A 17,405-nucleotide genomic window follows, 5' to 3' on the forward strand; every position below is an offset into this window, starting at 1 on the left:
CATTTTTTTGTGAATATCTACTATGCGTGCATAATTTTTTTATATTTTTAGCCCGTACATGTCTATTAACGCAATAGACTAAACCCTTAATAAAACTAGTTAATATAGATGAAAACAATTCTCAAGTTTACTTTGTTTTTGTTTTGTGCTGTAACTTATGCACAAACAACTATCTCTGGAACCGTTAATGATGATAGCGGACAACCCATACCAGGTGCCAACATAATAATTGTTGGTACAACCATAGGAACTGTCACAGATTTTGATGGCGGCTTTACCTTAACAACAAACCAAACACCGCCTTTTACCATTCAAGTAAGTAGTGTTGGTTTCGAATCGTTTTCGCAGGAAATAACATCAAACAACCAAACAATTGATGTTATACTAAATGAAGGAACTGCTTTAGATGAGGTGGTTATTTCAGCTTCGAGAACACCTGAACGTATATTCGAATCGCCAGTAACTATTGAGCGTTACGGGCTTAAAGCCATTAAAAATACAGCATCGGCTGAATTTTATGATGGCTTAGAAAACTTAAAAGGTGTAGATATTAACACCAACAGTTTAACATTTAAATCTATTAACACTAGAGGTTTTGCCACTTTCGCCAATACGCGTTTTATGCAACGCGTTGATGGTATGGATAATGCAGCACCCGCTCTTAACTTTCCACTAGGAAACTTACTGGGCATGGTAGAAACCGATGTGCAAAGTGTAGAATTACTTCCAGGAGCTGCCTCAGCGTTATATGGTGCTAATGCCTTTAATGGTATTTTGTTTATGACCAGTAAAAGCCCTTTTGACCATTCTGGGATAAGCGGCTATGTAAAAGGTGGGGTAACATCGCAAGAAGCTGCGGGTAATAATGAGTATAAAGATTACGGTATTAGAGTTGCACATAAATTTAATGACAAATTTGCTGCAAAAGTAAACTTTAGCTATTTACAAGGAACCGATTGGGTAGCTAATGATACCAGAGGAAAAGACAGAAATAGTACTTTTATTAAGCCAAATAGCACCCGTGAAAATGATATTGATTATGATGGTGTTAATGTGTATGGAGATTTGGTATCAACAAATCTTAGAAACGTAAAAGAAAGTCCAACATTTCTCAGTCAATTGCCAAATCCAGCATTGGCCAACTTAATACCAGATGTTAATGTGAGTAGAACAGGCTACAACGAACAAGACCTCACAAATTATGATGCAAAAAGTATAAAAGCAGACTGGGGATTGTATTATCGCCCTTGGGAAAATGATTTTGAAATACAATATGTTGGTAAAATAGGTTCTGGTTCTACAATTTATCAAGGTTCCAACAGGTACTCTATTAAAAATTTCTTTTTACAACAGCACAAATTAGAAATTAAGAATGATAACTTCTTTGTTAGAGGTTATGTAACTGCCGATAATGCTGGAGATTCTTATGATATGGTATTTACAGGCGTAAATATTAATAGACAATGGAAATCAGACGACCAATGGTTTGGTGAGTACGCTGGAGCTTTTATTCAAGGAACACTAGCGGGCTTAACAGCAGATCAAGCTCATGCAGCAGCAAGACAAGCTGCCGATACTGGACGTTACGAACCTGGAACTCCAGAATTCCAAAGCGCTTTTAATACAGTAACTAACGATCCAGATATATTAACCGGTAGTCAACTTAAAGACGAATCTAAAATTTACCATTCTGATGCCAATTACAATTTTAGCCATCTCACAGATTTTGCCGAAATTCAGGTTGGTGGGTCTTACAGAAAGTATGTACTTAACTCTTTTGGCTCTATTTACACCGATAGAGATAGTGAAATTCCATATTCAGAAGTTGGTCTTTATACTCAAATTCAAAAGGAATTTTTAGAAGACGACCGCTTAAAGTTAACAGCCTCTTTACGTTATGATAAATCTGAGTTATTTGATGCATTCTTTTCTCCAAGACTATCATTGGGTTATAACATTGGCGAAAGCAAAAACCATAACATAAGAGCCTCGTTCCAAACAGGTTTTAGAAATCCTGATACACAAGCCTTATACATAGGGTTTAATGTTGGGCCAATAACATTAATTGGTAGTGCTTTCGATAATCCAGAGCGTTTTACTAGAACTGTAAGCGGTACTGAAATATCTCCTACTGGTCAAGCCATTTTAGGAGGAAGTTCTTTTACTTACAACGGAACAGGAGCCTACAATAATTCTTTTACAAGAAGTTCGGTTACCGCTTTTGCGGCTTCTCAAAATCCAGCAGATTTACAAATAGCAAATCCTGAACTTGTAAGTCCAGAACAAGTAAGTTCGTTCGAAGTTGGGTATAGAGGTAAAGTTGAAAGCGTAATTATTGATTTTAGCGCTTATTACAACCAATATCAAGACTTTATTACAACCGTTGATGTTGTAAACCCATTCTATGGAGATGTAGAACTTTCACAAACCTTCCCTGTTGGAGGAAATCCTACCCCACTAGCGGTAATTGCCTTAGCCAATAACGATTTTCAGGCTTACAGAGCCTATACCAATACAACAGAAGAAGTTAATTCTTATGGTGCCTCTTTGGGTGTTACAACAAAAATCTTTGGTGATTTTGATTTAGGTGCAAATTATACGTATGCTAAACTAGATTTTGACAGACAAGCAAATTCAGATTTTCAAACAAATTTTAACACCCCTGAACATAAATTTAAGGCCACATTTGGAAACGCCGATCTATTCAAAAATTTCGGTTTTAATTTGGCATGGAGGTGGAGCGACAACTACGTCTGGGAAGCCTCTTTCCTAACTGCCGATATTCCTGCTTACCATGTTCTAGATGCTCAAATTAATTTTAGAGTCCCAAGTTTAAAATCATCTTTTAAAGCGGGAGCCACCAACCTTTTAGGCGACGAATACTTTACTGCCGCTGGAACTGGATTTATTGGTTCGCAATATTATGTGTCTTGGACAATTAATAATCTATAAAAAAAGAAATTATGAAATTCAAATATATCTCGCTTTTCGCTCTATTAATTGGTTTTTTATCATGTGAAGAAGTAGAAAGTCCAATTCCTGAAGCAGAAGTGCTTCCAGAACTTACTTCTGGTAGTGCAGACTTTTCAAACTATGTTGCCCTAGGTGCTTCATTTACCTCTGGGTTTACAGATGGCGCATTATTTAAAGCAAGTCAAGAAAACTCATTTCCAAATATTTTATCTCAACAATTTGCAAAAGTTGGTGGCGGTAATTTTACACAACCGTTAATGAATGATAATATTGGAGGGCTTCTTATTGGCGGAATGGCCAACCCACAATTTCAACCAAGGCTGTTCTTTAATGGAGCAGGACCAGTAAGGTTACCAGCTACACCAACTACTGAAGCTTTAAACAATTTATCGGGAAGCTTTAATAATATGGGAGTACCAGGGGCTAAAAGCTTTCATTTATTATTTGATGGCTATGGTAATCCTACAAATTTAGCACTAGGTTTGGCCAACCCTTATTTTGTTAGAATGGCATCTAGCCCAACTGCAACCATGCTAGGAGACGCTATGGCGCAAAACCCTACATTTTTTACACTTTCAGAAATTGGAGGTAACGATGTTTTAGGCTATGCTACATCTGGCGGAGACGGGTCTAACCCTATTACAGATTCAGCAACTTTTGATGGTGCTTTTAATGCCTTAGTAAGTACACTAACATCAAACGGCGCAAAAGGTGTTGTAACTAATGTGCCCTATGTAACAGATTTACCATTTTTTACAACTGTACCTAACAACGCTCTTGTTCTTGATGCAGCAACTGCAGCTCAATTAACTGGAGTATTTCAAGCTGTTAGCGGTATATTTTTACAAGGGGCAATATTACAAGGGGTTCCTCCTGCACAAGCACAAGCACTGGCTGCCCAATATGCAATTACTTTTAACGAAGGACCAAATAGATGGATTATCGATGTACCTGTAACTCAAACTAATCCATTAGGTTTTAGACAAATGACAGAAGATGAATTATTAGTTTTAACCATAAACCAAGATGCTTTGGCACTAGGTTATGGTACAGTTGCCTTAACCCCTGAGGTACTTCAAGTATTAGGATTGTTACAGCAAGGTGGCACACCAACGCCAGAGCAAGCTCAGTTGGTTATAGCTGCTGTTAATGGTATAGATGATAAAGATGCTTTAGATGCTGATGAACTTACAGAAATTAAAACAGCAACAGACGCTTATAACGCTACAATAGCAAGTGTAGCAAGTTCTAACGAAAGTATTGCTTTAGTAGACTTAAATGCTATACTTAGTGAAGTTGCAAGTACTGGAGTTGATTTTGATGGTTTTAACCTTACTGCCAACTTAGTTACAGGTGGTGCTATTAGTTTAGATGGTATTCACTTAAATGCAAGAGGCTATGCTTTTATGGCAAACAAATTTTTAGAAGCTATTGATGAAAATTTTGGTTCCAACTTTAAAGCTTCTGGTAACCTTGCAAAAGCAAACAATTATCCAACTAATTATGCTCCTACCTTACAATAAATAGCATATCGCATTCAATTTTAATATTTAAAAGACACCTTTGGAATCAAGGTGTCTTTTGCTTTGTTAACCATATAACTTTTTTAAGAAATCTGTTAAAATTTTAACGCTTATTGCTTAGGTTTAACTAAAAAAAACACAAACTGTTACAAATATGTTTAATAGCGTATCTAATTTTATCAAAAGTTGTATTTTTGGTGAATCTTTTTTTAAAAGTGATAGCATAAAATAATAATGGATAAATTTTCCTTTTTAAACGCTGCTCATACAGCATATTTTGCAGATTTGTACGATCAATATCTACAAAATCCAGATAGTATTGAACCTAGTTGGAGAGCCTTTTTTCAAGGTTACGATTTTGGTAGCGAAAATTATGGTCTTGATGGTGAGATAATTGAGGGGGTTACCACTCAAATACCTGAACATATTCAAAAAGAATTTCAGGTAGCTCGCTTAATTGATGGCTATAGAAGCCGTGGACATCTCTTTACTAAAACAAATCCTGTAAGAGACAGAAGAACTTATACACCAACTTTAGATATAGAAAATTTCGGGCTTTCCGAAAACGATTTAGATACCGTTTTTAATGCCGGAGAAGTTTTAGGTATAGGTGCCCAACCACTACGAATTATCATTAAACACTTAAACAGTATTTATTGCGATTCCATTGGTGTAGAATATATGTACTTACGAAATCCAGACGTAATTAAATGGTGGCAAGACAAATTAAATGTGAACGATAACCACCCCAGTTATTCGGCTGAAACCAAGAAATATATTCTTTCTAAGCTAAACCAAGCAGTAACTTTCGAAAACTTTTTGCAAACAAAATATGTAGGGCAAAAACGATTTTCTTTAGAAGGTGGTGAATCTTTAATACCTGCAATAAGTAATACGTTATACAATGCTGTAGAAAAATATGGTGTTAAAGAATGTGTGTTAGGTATGGCGCACCGTGGTCGTTTAAGTACCTTAGTTAATATTTTTAGAAAACCATTACACGAGCTATTTAGTGAGTTTGATGGTAAAGATTTTGAGGATGAAAACATAGATGGCGATGTTAAATACCACTTAGGATTAACGCTAGATAAAACCTATCAAAATGGTAAATCCATCAAGATGAATTTAGTACCTAATCCATCGCACCTAGAAACTGTTGGCCCTGTTGCCGAAGGTATTACAAGAGCTAAAATTGATACTGATTATGATGGAGACGACTCTAAAATTTTACCTATCCTAGTACATGGAGACGCAGCAATAGCAGGACAAGGTATTGTTTACGAAGTAGCCCAAATGAGCCTATTAAGTGGTTATAAAACGGGAGGCACCATCCATATTGTTGTAAACAACCAAATAGGGTTTACCACCAATTATCTCGATGGGCGTTCTAGTACCTATTGTACAGACGTTGCTAAAGTAACCCTGTCGCCTGTAATGCACGTAAATGCCGACGATGCAGAAGCTGTGGTACATGCCGTAGAAATGGCACTAGATTACAGAATGCGCTATAAAAAAGATGTTTATATAGATTTGTTAGGCTATCGTAAATACGGTCATAACGAAGGTGACGAGCCAAGATTTACACAGCCCAACCTTTATAAAAACATCTCTAAACATCCCAATCCGTATAAAATATATTCTGATAGGTTAATAGCTGAAAACACTATAAACAAGGCCTACTCTGATGAGATTGTAGCAGAATTTAAAAATACTCTAGAGAGCGAATATGATAAGGCTAAAGAAGCTAAATCCTCTAAAGTTCGCGAATTTATGCAAGAACGTTGGAACGGTTTTACGCGTAGGGACGTTAATGCCATGTTGCAAGAGGAAAACACTAAATACCCTGAAAATAAATTAAAAAATATTTCAAAAATTGTTTCTACAGTTCCTAAGGGAGTTAAGTTTTTACGAAAAGCTGAACGTATTTTAGAGGGACGTGCTAAAATGGTTTTTGAAACCGATACTTTAGATTGGGGTATGGCAGAAACACTAGCATACGGAAGCTTACTTGAAGAGGGTTACAATGTTCGCATTTCTGGTCAAGATGTAGAACGTGGTACATTTAGTCACAGGCATGCTATATTACGAGACATCATATCTGAAGAACGCGTTAACCTATTAAATACAAACCCAAACAATAAGGGTATCATGGATATCTATAATTCATTTTTATCTGAATATGGGGTACTAGGTTTTGATTATGGGTATGCCATGGCAAATCCTAACACGCTTACAATTTGGGAAGCGCAGTTTGGTGATTTTAGTAACGGTGCTCAAATTATTTTCGATCAGTACTTATCTGCAGCCGAAGATAAGTGGAAAGCACAAAACGGTATTGTTGTTTTACTACCTCATGGTTATGAAGGCCAAGGATCTGAGCATTCATCAGCTAGAATGGAGCGGTATCTACAATTATGTGGAAACGACAATATGATTGTAGCAGATTGTACAACACCCGCCAATATGTTTCACTTGTTGAGACGACAAATGAAACGAGATTTTAGAAAACCATTAATAGTTTTTACTCCAAAAAGCTTGTTAAGGCACACCAAAGCCGTATCGTCTATAAGTGATTTGGCAACAGGTAGTTTTCAAGAGGTTATTGATGATACCATAGACCCTAAAAAAGCTGAAAAATTAGTTTTCTGTACTGGCAAGTTCTATTACGATTTATTAGCGAAACGAGAAGAATTAGATACTAATAAAGTTGCCTTGGTAAGGATTGAGCAATTATTCCCGTTACATTTTGAAAAAATTCAGGAAATTATAAATCGCTATCCAAATATTAAAAAATATGTTTGGGCACAAGAAGAACCAGAAAACATGGGGGCATGGAGCTACATGTTACAACGTATGAATTTGGTGAAACTAGAAGTAAATTCTAGACCATTTAATTCAGTACCAGCTCCAGGTTCTAGTACTAGGGACAAAAGAAGACAACAGAGAGTTATTGACACTGTTTTTGATATACAATAAAAAATAAAATATAATTAAAATTATACACACATGATTTTAGAAATGAAAGTACCATCTCCGGGGGAATCTATAACTGAAGTAGAGATTGCTGCTTGGTTAGTTGAAGATGGCGATTATGTTGAAAAAGATCAAGCTATTGCCGAAGTAGATAGTGATAAAGCTACGCTAGAATTACCTGCCGAGGCAAGTGGTACTATTACTTTAAAAGCTGAGGAAGGCGATGCTGTAGCAGTTGGTGCTGTGGTATGCCATATAGATACAAGTGCAGAAAAACCAGAAGGTGGTAATGAAGCTCCAAAAGCAGAGCAGAAAGAAGAAAATACCCAAAAGGAGCCCACTCCTGCTCCAGCTACAGAATCTAAAACGTATGCTACAGGAAGTGCTAGTCCTGCTGCAAAGAAAATTCTAGCAGAAAAAGGTATGGACGCCTCTTCTATACAAGGTACAGGAAAAGATGGTAGAGTAACGAAAGAAGATGCTGTTAAGGCTGTACCTTCTATGGGAACACCTACTGGGGGCAGTAGAGGTACTTCAAGAAGTAAAATGTCTATGTTACGCCGTAAGGTTGCCGAACGTTTAGTTGAGGCCAAAAATACAACGGCAATGTTAACTACCTTTAATGAAGTAGACATGTCTCCTATTTTTAACCTTAGAAATGAGTATAAAGAAACCTTTAAGACCAAACATGGTGTAAGCTTAGGTTTTATGAGTTTCTTCACCCTAGCCGTTGTAAGAGCTCTTAAAATGTATCCTGCCGTAAACTCTATGATTGATGGTAAAGAAATGGTTAGCTACGATTTCTGTGATATTAGTATTGCTGTTTCAGGACCAAAAGGATTAATGGTACCAGTAATGCGAAACGCAGAAAATTTAAGCTTTAGAGGTGTAGAATCTGAAGTAAAACGTTTAGCTATTAGAGCACGAGACGGACAAATTACCGTTGATGAAATGACGGGAGGAACGTTTACCATATCTAACGGTGGCGTATTTGGAAGTATGCTATCCACGCCTATTATAAACCCCCCGCAAAGTGGTATTTTAGGTATGCACAATATTGTAGAACGTCCTGTTGCTGTTGATGGTAAGGTTGAAATTAGACCAATAATGTACGTTGCACTATCTTACGACCATAGAATTATTGACGGAAAAGAAAGTGTAGGGTTCTTAGTTGCCGTAAAAGAAGCACTAGAAAATCCTGTAGAGTTATTAATGGACAATGATGTTAAAAAAGCACTGGAGTTATAAAAACACTCTTTTATTTAAAAGAAAAGCGAAACATATCATCTGTATGTTTCGCTTTTTTTATCTGCTGTAGCTTATTAGATTAGATATCTAAACTTTCTTTATAACGTTTGTAACTATTCCCCAAATAACAAAATTGTTATCTTCTGTTATTTTTATTGGGTTATAACTTGGGTTTTCTGGCTGTAACCAAATAGTACCATTTTCAACTTTTAAACGCTTAACTGTAAACTCGCCATCTAGGAAACACACAGCTATTTTATTGTGTGTTGGCTCTAAACTTCGATCTATTACCAGCAAATCGTCATCATCGAGTCCAGCTCCAATCATAGATTGTCCGCTTACGCGTGCAAAAAAAGTAGCCTCCTTGTTTTTTACAAGTTCATTGTCTAAAGATAACCGCTGTTCTTTAAAATCATCTGCTGGAGAAGGAAATCCAGCTGATATTCCCATATCAAAGAAAGATGCGCCAGAATTTTTTAAAATCCTAGGTTTAAAAAAAGTAAGATTTTTAGATTTATGTAATATCATTCTACACCAATGCTATTAAGATGAAGTTTATTTAAAGTTAATAAATATTTCAAACTATTAACTCATTCTAAAAACGTTTATCGCACAAAAAAGTCGAGATATTATAACCTCGACTTTTTTAAAAATATTAAGATTATTTTTATCTACCTCATATTCGTTAAGGCATCGCCTACCCCAGTAGTGTAATTGATTTTCAAAGCATTTACTTTTCTTAGCTCTTGCTTTACATCTCCTACTATACCCATATTAGCATCTCTATCTACTTTAAGTGAAACTGTTAAAAATGGTATTAACTCTTCTCTTAAGGCTGCACGTTCTGCAGCGATAAAAGCGGCTACATCACTTACTGAAGCAAAATCGTCGTTCAACTGAATTCTTGCTTCTGTACCATACTTCTTATAATTTTCACTTGGTTTACCCATGTAAATGTAGCTAACTGGATTCTTCTTGTCTAGTTTTTCAACTTGATCTGCTACTGGTAGTGAATTTTTTATTTTTAGTGTATCTTCTCTCATTACGGTAGCTACCATAAAAAAGAATAATAACATAAAAACAATATCAGGTAAAGACGCCGTATTAATTGGTGCTAACCCTCCATCTTTTTTCTTTTTAAACTTAGACATATTTTTAAGTTTTTAATTCTAATTTATTTATTCTACTACTTCAGAGAGTTTCTGTGGAATTTCTGTTTTTATTTGATCAATAAGATCTTTTAACTTAGTCTTATTTCCACTCCATCTCACATCTTTATGCAATTCTTGCATTTCTTGGAAATTCATATTTGGAAAACCCCTAGAGGCTCCTATTTCTAGAGCCCTCCTGTTTCTTAATTCGTTGTAGGCTGCAACCAATTCATTTTGTACCGATATGTAGGCTGCATATGAAGTTTCACGATCGTTTTTCAAAGAAATAATAGCCTTATCTGGGTTATCAGATGACTTTGGATCCCTTGCACCCTTACAAAAAGAACAGGTACCATCGCCATTATTATCTAAAAACTCTCTAGCGGCTTTTCTTAAATCTTTAATCTCCATTGGCTCATCTTCAACAAGCAATCTGTCTTGTTTGTTTACTAGAACCGTAAAGATGTTTTTCTGCTTTATTATTGGCGGTTCGGTATTGTCTTCCATTGGAGGAAGTTTACGGTTAATACCAGAATCTTTCTCTATGGTAGTTGTTACCAAGAAGAATATCAATAATAAGAAAGCAATGTCGGCCATTGAGCCTGCATTAACTTCAGGTGCTGCTCGTTTTGCCATAATTATTTAATCATTTTTTTAACTCCGTAAAACAACATCGAAAGGCCAGCAATAACAATTAGGAAATAAAACAAGTACAGTCCTGCTCCTAATAATTTTGATCCGCCTTCTGATAATGTTCCACCATCTTTTAAAGGTGTTTCTACACCCTTAGCTAATCCAAAATAACAAATCACTGCTAACAAAGCGAATAAACCTAAACTTCTTAGGGTACTTTTAAGTGTGTCTGGATTTGTTAAAATATTTTTTAAGCTGAATATAACAACAAATGCTAGAGTTAAACCTAATATAATATATCCTATATACATAATAGAGTTAACAGAACTACTGGCATCTCCTGCTTTTACAGCATCGTCTCCTGCTGATATTATCATTGCTAGAAATGCTATGGAAAGAATTCCAACAATGGCTAATACTATGGTTAATATTTTTTTCATAATAGTTACAATTTTAAATTATTACTTCTTGTGTCTGATAAGCATATCCATTAAAGAGATAGAAGAATCTTCCATGTCGTTAACTATGCTATCAATTTTAGCAATAATATAATTGTAAAATATTTGAAGAATAATTGCTACAATAAGACCAAATACCGTTGTTAAAAGTGCTACTTTAATACCACCTGCTACTAACGAAGGGTTCATGTCACCTGCAGCCTCAATTTTATCAAATGCTTGAATCATACCGATTACAGTACCCATGAAACCAAGCATTGGCGCTAGTGCGATAAATAAAGAAATCCAAGAAACATTTTTCTCTAGTTGTCCCATTTGTACACCACCATAAGCTACAACAGCTTTTTCAGCAGCTTCAATACCTTCATCTGTTCTATCTAAACCTTGATAGAAAATAGAGGCGATAGGTCCTTTTGTGTTTCTACAAACTTCCTTCGCAGCTTCAACACCTCCAGAAGCTAGAGCGTCTTCTACATTTTGAGTTAACTTTTTTGTGTTTGTTGTAGAAAGGTTTAAAAAGATAATTCTCTCAATAGCAATTGCTAATCCAAGAATTAAACACAACAATACAATACCCATAAAGCCTGGGCCTCCTTCAATAAAACGCTTTTTTAATCCTTGATGAAAGCCAAGTTCTTCAGCTGGTGCTGCTTCTTCGCTATCTTGAGTAGTTACAACAGTTGTAGCAGCAGTATTAACTGTTGCGTTAGTAGTTGCATTTGCAGTTCCAAATACCATCATTCCTGTAATGGCAAGGATAGAAAATAATCTTTTCATGTTCTAAATCTTAATTTTATTAGTTAAAGTGTTAAAGATATAAAAAATACAATTAAAAACTAAATATAATTGTGCAGAGAGGAAGGGATTCGAACCCTCGATACCCTTTTGAGGTATACACACTTTCCAGGCGTGCGCCTTCGACCACTCGGCCACCTCTCTGTGGCTTAATCGTAATTTTTAAGGGAGACCAAATAACAAAAAAAAAATCAAACAGTAAAGTGTTTAAGCGTTAAATTTAGGCTATTTCTCCTCTTAACGATGTTTCAAACCTGTTTTTTAGATCTTCTTTTGAATAAGACGCTCCTAATAAGTACATTAGTTTAGCTATAGCAGATTCAGTCGTCATATCTTTTCCGGATATTACACCTATTTTTTTTAAATGACTACTGGTTTCGTATTGCCCCATATTTACACCACCTCCAACACATTGCGTAACATTTACAACATGTACGCCATTTGATATTGCATTTTTTAAAGCATCGACAAACCATTTATCTGTTGTACAATTTCCAGAACCATAGGTTTCTAGAATAACTGCTTTTAAGTTTGCTGTGTGCAGCACACTGTTTAAGTAAGCCTCATTCATTCCAGGAAATAGTTTAATTAAGGCAATATTAGTATCTAATACTCTATGAACTTTCAAGCGAGTGTTTAATTTTGGTTTTAATAAATATTGGTGATTTATCTTTAAATGCACACCAGATTCTGCTAAACAAGGGTAGTTTAACGATTTGAATGCTTGAAAATGTTCTGCATTAATTTTTGTGGTACGATTGCCTCTATACAATTTATATTCAAAATACAAACATACTTCTCTTATAATGGGTTTGTTTTTATCGTTGTAAAGAGAGGCTATTTGTATAGATGTTATTAAATTTTCCTTAGCATCTGTTCTTAAATCTCCAATAGGCAATTGCGCTCCTGTAAAAACTACAGGTTTTGCTAAGTTTTCTAGCATAAAACTTAAGGCCGATGCAGTATAACTCATTGTATCACTCCCATGAAGCACAACAAAACCATCAAAACTATTATAGTTTGATTCAATAATATCTGCAATTTGAATCCAGTGTTCAGGATTCATATTACTGGAATCTATCGGGCTATCAAAAGACACCGTTTCTATTTTACAGTCCAACAGTTTTAATTCTGGAATTTGTTTTAATAGATTATTAAAATTGAAAGCATGCAGAGCACCGGTTTCTACATCTTTTACCATACCAATAGTACCACCGGTATAAATTAATAATATGTTGGGCTTAGAAATACTCATATTTTAAAAATATCTTTTGAATTTTGAGTTGTAATTTCAGCTATATCTTCTACAGATGTATGGTAGATATTTGATAGTTTTTCTAATACATTAACAATGTAAGCACTCTCGTTGCGTTTACCTCTGTAGGGAACTGGAGACAAATATGGTGCATCTGTTTCTAGAACAATATGTTTTAAACCAATTTGATTTAAAAACTTATCGATTTTTCCGTTTTTAAAAGTAACTACTCCACCTATACCTAATTTCATGTTATAAGAAATAGCTTGGTGTGCCTGTTCTAAAGTGCCTGTAAAGCAATGGAAGATACCAAACAAATTTTCGTCTTTTTCAGTTTCTAATACTTCAAAAATTTCGTTAAAAGCTTCCCTACAATGAATTACTATAGGTAATCTGTACTTTTTTGCAAGTTGAATTTGATGCTTAAAAGCTTTTTGTTGAATACCAAGCGTTGTTTTATCCCAATACAAGTCTATTCCAATTTCCCCAACAGCATAAAACTGTCGTTTTTTTAGCATTTCTTCAACATGTAGCAATTCTTCCTCATAATCTTCCTTAACATGGGTAGGGTGCAAACCTATCATTAAAAAAATATTTTCGGGGTAATCGCTCTCTAATTTAAGCATTGCTTCAGTATACGTAGAATCTATTGCTGGTATAAAAAACCGGGTAACACCTTTTTTTATAGCACGGTTAATCATCTCGTGTCTGTCCTCATCAAAAGCTTCACTATATAAATGGGTATGGGTATCTGTTATTACCAAGTGTATAAAGTTTAAATGAATTTTTCTGTAAAAGTAAACGATTTTATAGATTATATTTGCTTAAAACCTAACTGATGGATATTTCGCTTCAAGATTTTCTTTTAAATAAAGCTTACACCAAAATTAAATTAAAGCTTACAAAAACAAACCACTTTGAAATTAAAGCAACAATTAATGGTGTAAAAGGCAGGTTTATTTTAGACACTGGCGCATCTAGCTCTTGTGTTGGTTTTGAAGCTATTGAGACTTTTAAATTAAAAGTAAAAGACTCTAAAATACTTGCTGCTGGCGCTGGCGCAATAGATATGGAAACCAAAATGTCTAGAAAAAATAAGATTAAAATAGGGAAATGGAATCATAACAAAGTGGTTTTAGTTTTATTTAATCTTGTTCATGTAAATACTGCATTAATAAACCATAACTCTAAACCTGTTGATGGTATTATTGGTGCCGATATTTTGAAAAAAGGTAAAGCCGTAATTGATTATGAGAAAAAATATTTATATTTAAAATTGTAAGTTTTTCAAACTTATTTTTATTAATAGCAAAAAATATCCCTAGACTAAATGCATACATCTATAGTAATAGCAGATGATCATCCGCTAATGCTTCGTGGTTTAACAGACTTTTTAACTTCTAAAGGCTACAATATTTTAGGAAGTGCAGAAGACGGCAAAAGTGCTTACAACCTCATTGTAAAACACAAACCTAAAATTGCTATTCTAGATATTAGAATGCCTTTTAAAACAGGATTGGAAATAGCAGAGGAAGTACAAAAAAACAAACTGCCCACGAAAGTTATTCTTATTACTTTTGATAAAGAAGAGGATCTTTACGACCAAGCTTTAGAATATGGTGTATATGGATATATTTTAAAAGAATTTGCTATTGAAGAGATAGAAAATTGCATCTCTCATGTAGAAAACAACAAACCTTATTTTAGCGAAGAAATTGCACATTACCTAAAACACAACAGCAATAAACGCCCCAAAGAACTACAGTTACTCACAAAATCTGAGCTTAAAATTGTAAAGTTAATATCTGAAAACAAAACATCTCAAGAAATAGCCGAAGACTTATCTATTTCACCTAGAACTGTTGACAAACACAGAAGTAATATTGTATCTAAATTAGGGTTAGATAATAAGCCCACTTCATTATCAATTTGGGCAAATTTAAATAAGCCTTTTTTATAAAAATACGTAGAAGTACGTATTTTTTACAACCTAGATATACTATACTTTTACAGTGCTATTAATTAGTTCTTAGGGAGAATTATTAGAAAGTCCTAGATTATTAAATCTAGGGCTTTCGCTTTTACACCTCTTTGCCTAACACATAAAAATACGTACAACTGCGTATTTTTTTTTTAAACTCTTACCCCTACATTTACAGAAGCTATTAATCAATTCTTTTGAGAGAGAATTACCTGAAACTCTGTGCGGTACTAGCGCAGGGTTTCTTTTAAAAATCTTAAGGGAAATCCTAACTTAATTATTAATCCACTATGAAAACTACAGACACTATCTTGGACAGATCGTTTGCAATTGGACTCGCAATTTTAGTCGTTGCTACTATTGCAATAAACCTACTGGTTATTATTTTCTAAACTTTATTTTTATTTTAGTTAGTTAAAATAAAAACCCCCGAAACATTAATGTTTCGGGGGTTTTTTAATAAGTTTTATATACTTTTTATTAATCTGCTAAAACAATTAGTTTATTGTCTTTCATTTCTATGGTTCCAGAACTTATTGAAAGTGCAAACCCCTTACCAGTTTTTGTAAATTTAGGTGCCACCTCTTCATCTAGAACAATATTTCCTGAGATTTTTACTAACCCATCTTTTAATAAGGAAATAATTGGTGCGTGATTTTGAAGTATTTCAAACTCACCATTCACACCTGGAACAGCAACAGCATCTACTTCCCCACTAAATAAAGTCGCTTCTGGCGATACAATTTCTAAATACATATCTCTTAGTTATGAGTTACGAGTTAGAAGTTATGAGTTACAATATTTGAACTCTAAATTCTTAACTCTGAACTTAATTAGGCTTCAGCTAACATTTTCTCACCAGCTTCAATAGCATCTTCGATAGTACCCTTAAGGTTAAAAGCTGCTTCAGGAAGGTGATCTAATTCGCCATCCATAATCATATTGAATCCTTTAATGGTTTCCTTAATATCAACCAATACACCTGGAATTCCTGTAAATTGTTCTGCAACGTGGAAAGGTTGAGATAAGAAACGTTGTACACGTCTTGCTCTAGATACAGCTAGTTTATCTTCTTCCGATAATTCTTCCATACCAAGAATAGCAATAATATCTTGTAACTCCTTATAGCGTTGTAGCAACTCTTTAACGCGTTGTGCACAATTATAATGGTCTGCTCCTAAAATATCGGCTGTTAATATTCTAGATGTAGAATCTAACGGATCTACCGCAGGATAAATACCAAGTTCTGCAATTTTACGAGATAATACAGTTGTAGCATCTAAGTGAGCAAACGTAGTTGCAGGAGCAGGATCGGTTAAATCATCTGCAGGTACATAAACTGCTTGTACAGATGTAATAGATCCTTTTTTAGTTGATGTAATACGCTCTTGCATTGCACCCATCTCGGTTGCTAATGTAGGTTGATAACCTACCGCAGATGGCATACGACCAAGTAGTGCGGACACCTCTGAACCAGCTTGTGTAAAACGGAAAATATTATCTACGAAGAATAATACATCTTTTCCTTGTCCGTCTCCAGCTCCATCGCGAAAATACTCAGCTATAGTTAATCCTGAAAGTGCTACACGAGCACGAGCTCCAGGAGGCTCGTTCATTTGTCCGAACACGAAAGTAGCTTTAGATTCTTTCATAGCTGATTTATCAACTTTAGAAAGATCCCATCCGCCTTCTTCCATTGAATGTAAGAAATCATCACCATACTTAATGATGCCAGATTCTAACATCTCTCTTAAAAGGTCGTTACCTTCACGAGTTCTCTCTCCTACACCAGCAAATACAGAAAGACCACCATGGCCTTTTGCAATATTGTTAATTAACTCTTGTATTAATACTGTTTTACCTACACCGGCACCTCCAAATAAACCAATTTTACCACCTTTTGCATATGGTTCAATTAAATCGATAACTTTAATACCGGTAAACAAAACCTCTGTTGAAGTTGATAAATCTTCGAACTTAGGTGCTTGTCTGTGAATGGGCAATCCAGATTCTCCCGCTTTAGGCAAATCTCCAAGACCATCGATAGCATCGCCAATTACATTAAATAAACGCCCATAAACATCATCTCCTATAGGCATTTGTATTGGAGCACCTGTAGCAGAAACTTCTGTACCTCTACTTAAACCATCAGAAGAATCCATTGCAATGGTACGTACTGTATCTTCACCAATATGAGATTGTACTTCTAATACCAAGATTGAACCATCTGGTCTGTTTATTTCTAATGAATCGTAAATTTTTGGAAGCTCTGAACCTGCTGCGAACTCAACGTCGATAACTGGCCCTACTATCTGTGCAACTTTACCTGTAACTTTAGACATTACTTATGTGTTTAATATTATGCGATTTAATTGATAAAAACCACTTTTAGTTTTCGCGTGCAAAGATATATTT

15 protein-coding genes and 1 tRNA gene are annotated in these 17,405 nt (G+C 34.9%); 6 read left to right on the forward strand and 10 right to left on the reverse strand.

The genetic code is table 11. The annotated features are described in order from the left end of the window. Window positions 1-108 precede the first annotated feature (108 nt). From CLV33_RS03410 to odhB, 4 genes are all read left to right on the forward strand, one after another. Complete coding sequence (locus tag CLV33_RS03410; RefSeq protein WP_105472702.1) at window positions 109-2,952, forward strand: TonB-dependent receptor; 2,844 nt, start codon at window positions 109-111, stop codon at window positions 2,950-2,952. An 11-nt stretch (window positions 2,953-2,963) separates the two neighbouring features. After that, window positions 2,964-4,496, forward strand: coding sequence for an SGNH/GDSL hydrolase family protein (locus CLV33_RS03415; RefSeq protein WP_105472703.1), 1,533 nt, complete (start codon window positions 2,964-2,966; stop codon window positions 4,494-4,496). Window positions 4,497-4,730: 234 nt separating this feature from the next. Further along, window positions 4,731-7,472, forward strand: a complete 2,742-nt coding sequence (locus tag CLV33_RS03420; protein WP_105472704.1) for a 2-oxoglutarate dehydrogenase E1 component — start codon at window positions 4,731-4,733, stop codon at window positions 7,470-7,472. Window positions 7,473-7,502: 30 nt separating this feature from the next. Next, the gene (gene odhB, locus CLV33_RS03425; protein WP_105472705.1) at window positions 7,503-8,717 is read left to right on the forward strand and encodes a 2-oxoglutarate dehydrogenase complex dihydrolipoyllysine-residue succinyltransferase; all 1,215 of its coding nucleotides are present in this window, start codon (window positions 7,503-7,505) and stop codon (window positions 8,715-8,717) included. An 87-nt stretch (window positions 8,718-8,804) separates the two neighbouring features. Here the strand turns inward: odhB and CLV33_RS03430 are convergent, their stop codons facing one another. The 8 genes from CLV33_RS03430 to CLV33_RS03465 all read right to left on the reverse strand — a co-directional run bounded on the left by CLV33_RS03430 (window position 8,805) and on the right by CLV33_RS03465 (window position 13,773). Then, window positions 8,805-9,245 (reverse strand): LexA family protein, encoded by a 441-nt coding sequence (locus CLV33_RS03430; RefSeq protein WP_042247790.1) that lies wholly within the window; start codon window positions 9,243-9,245, stop codon window positions 8,805-8,807. A 143-nt stretch (window positions 9,246-9,388) separates the two neighbouring features. Further along, a complete protein-coding gene (locus CLV33_RS03435; protein ID WP_042242291.1) occupies window positions 9,389-9,868 on the reverse strand; it encodes an ExbD/TolR family protein in 480 nt (159 codons plus the stop codon). A 27-nt stretch (window positions 9,869-9,895) separates the two neighbouring features. Then, a complete protein-coding gene (locus CLV33_RS03440; RefSeq protein ID WP_042242293.1) occupies window positions 9,896-10,504 on the reverse strand; it encodes an ExbD/TolR family protein in 609 nt (202 codons plus the stop codon). 2 nt (window positions 10,505-10,506) lie between these two features. Continuing rightward, a complete protein-coding gene (locus tag CLV33_RS03445) occupies window positions 10,507-10,941 on the reverse strand; it encodes a hypothetical protein (protein ID WP_042242297.1) in 435 nt (144 codons plus the stop codon). Between the two features lie 21 nt (window positions 10,942-10,962). Continuing rightward, a complete protein-coding gene (locus CLV33_RS03450; protein WP_042242300.1) occupies window positions 10,963-11,736 on the reverse strand; it encodes a MotA/TolQ/ExbB proton channel family protein in 774 nt (257 codons plus the stop codon). A 74-nt stretch (window positions 11,737-11,810) separates the two neighbouring features. Further along, window positions 11,811-11,898 (reverse strand) — tRNA-Ser (locus tag CLV33_RS03455). Window positions 11,899-11,974: 76 nt separating this feature from the next. Then, a complete protein-coding gene (locus CLV33_RS03460; protein WP_042242304.1) occupies window positions 11,975-13,009 on the reverse strand; it encodes an asparaginase in 1,035 nt (344 codons plus the stop codon). Continuing rightward, window positions 13,006-13,773, reverse strand: coding sequence for a TatD family hydrolase (locus CLV33_RS03465; protein ID WP_105472706.1), 768 nt, complete (start codon window positions 13,771-13,773; stop codon window positions 13,006-13,008). Before CLV33_RS03465 ends, CLV33_RS03460 begins: the two co-directional genes overlap by 4 nt. A gap of 74 nt (window positions 13,774-13,847) precedes the next feature. On the opposite strand from CLV33_RS03465, the gene CLV33_RS03470 reads away from it, so the two are divergent. Together CLV33_RS03470 and CLV33_RS03475 are read left to right on the forward strand one after the other, a co-directional pair. Next, window positions 13,848-14,291 carry a retropepsin-like aspartic protease family protein gene (locus CLV33_RS03470; RefSeq protein ID WP_042242309.1) on the forward strand — a complete coding sequence of 148 codons (444 nt, stop codon included), beginning with the start codon at window positions 13,848-13,850 and terminating at the stop codon, window positions 14,289-14,291. 48 nt (window positions 14,292-14,339) lie between these two features. Then, window positions 14,340-14,969: a response regulator gene (locus tag CLV33_RS03475; protein ID WP_042242313.1), complete on the forward strand. Its 630-nt coding sequence runs from the start codon at window positions 14,340-14,342 to the stop codon at window positions 14,967-14,969. Between the two features lie 501 nt (window positions 14,970-15,470). On the opposite strand, the gene CLV33_RS03480 is transcribed toward CLV33_RS03475, so the two are convergent. Together CLV33_RS03480 and atpD are read right to left on the reverse strand one after the other, a co-directional pair. Then, window positions 15,471-15,746 (reverse strand): F0F1 ATP synthase subunit epsilon, encoded by a 276-nt coding sequence (locus CLV33_RS03480; protein WP_042242316.1) that lies wholly within the window; start codon window positions 15,744-15,746, stop codon window positions 15,471-15,473. A gap of 77 nt (window positions 15,747-15,823) precedes the next feature. Then, entirely contained in the window at window positions 15,824-17,332 is a 1,509-nt protein-coding gene (gene atpD / locus CLV33_RS03485) for a F0F1 ATP synthase subunit beta (RefSeq protein WP_045370897.1), read from the reverse strand. Between the last annotated feature and the right edge of the window lie 73 nt (window positions 17,333-17,405).

This window comes from Jejuia pallidilutea (genome assembly GCF_002973595.1).
In the GTDB taxonomy this organism is placed as follows: Bacteria; Bacteroidota; Bacteroidia; order Flavobacteriales; family Flavobacteriaceae; genus Jejuia; species Jejuia pallidilutea.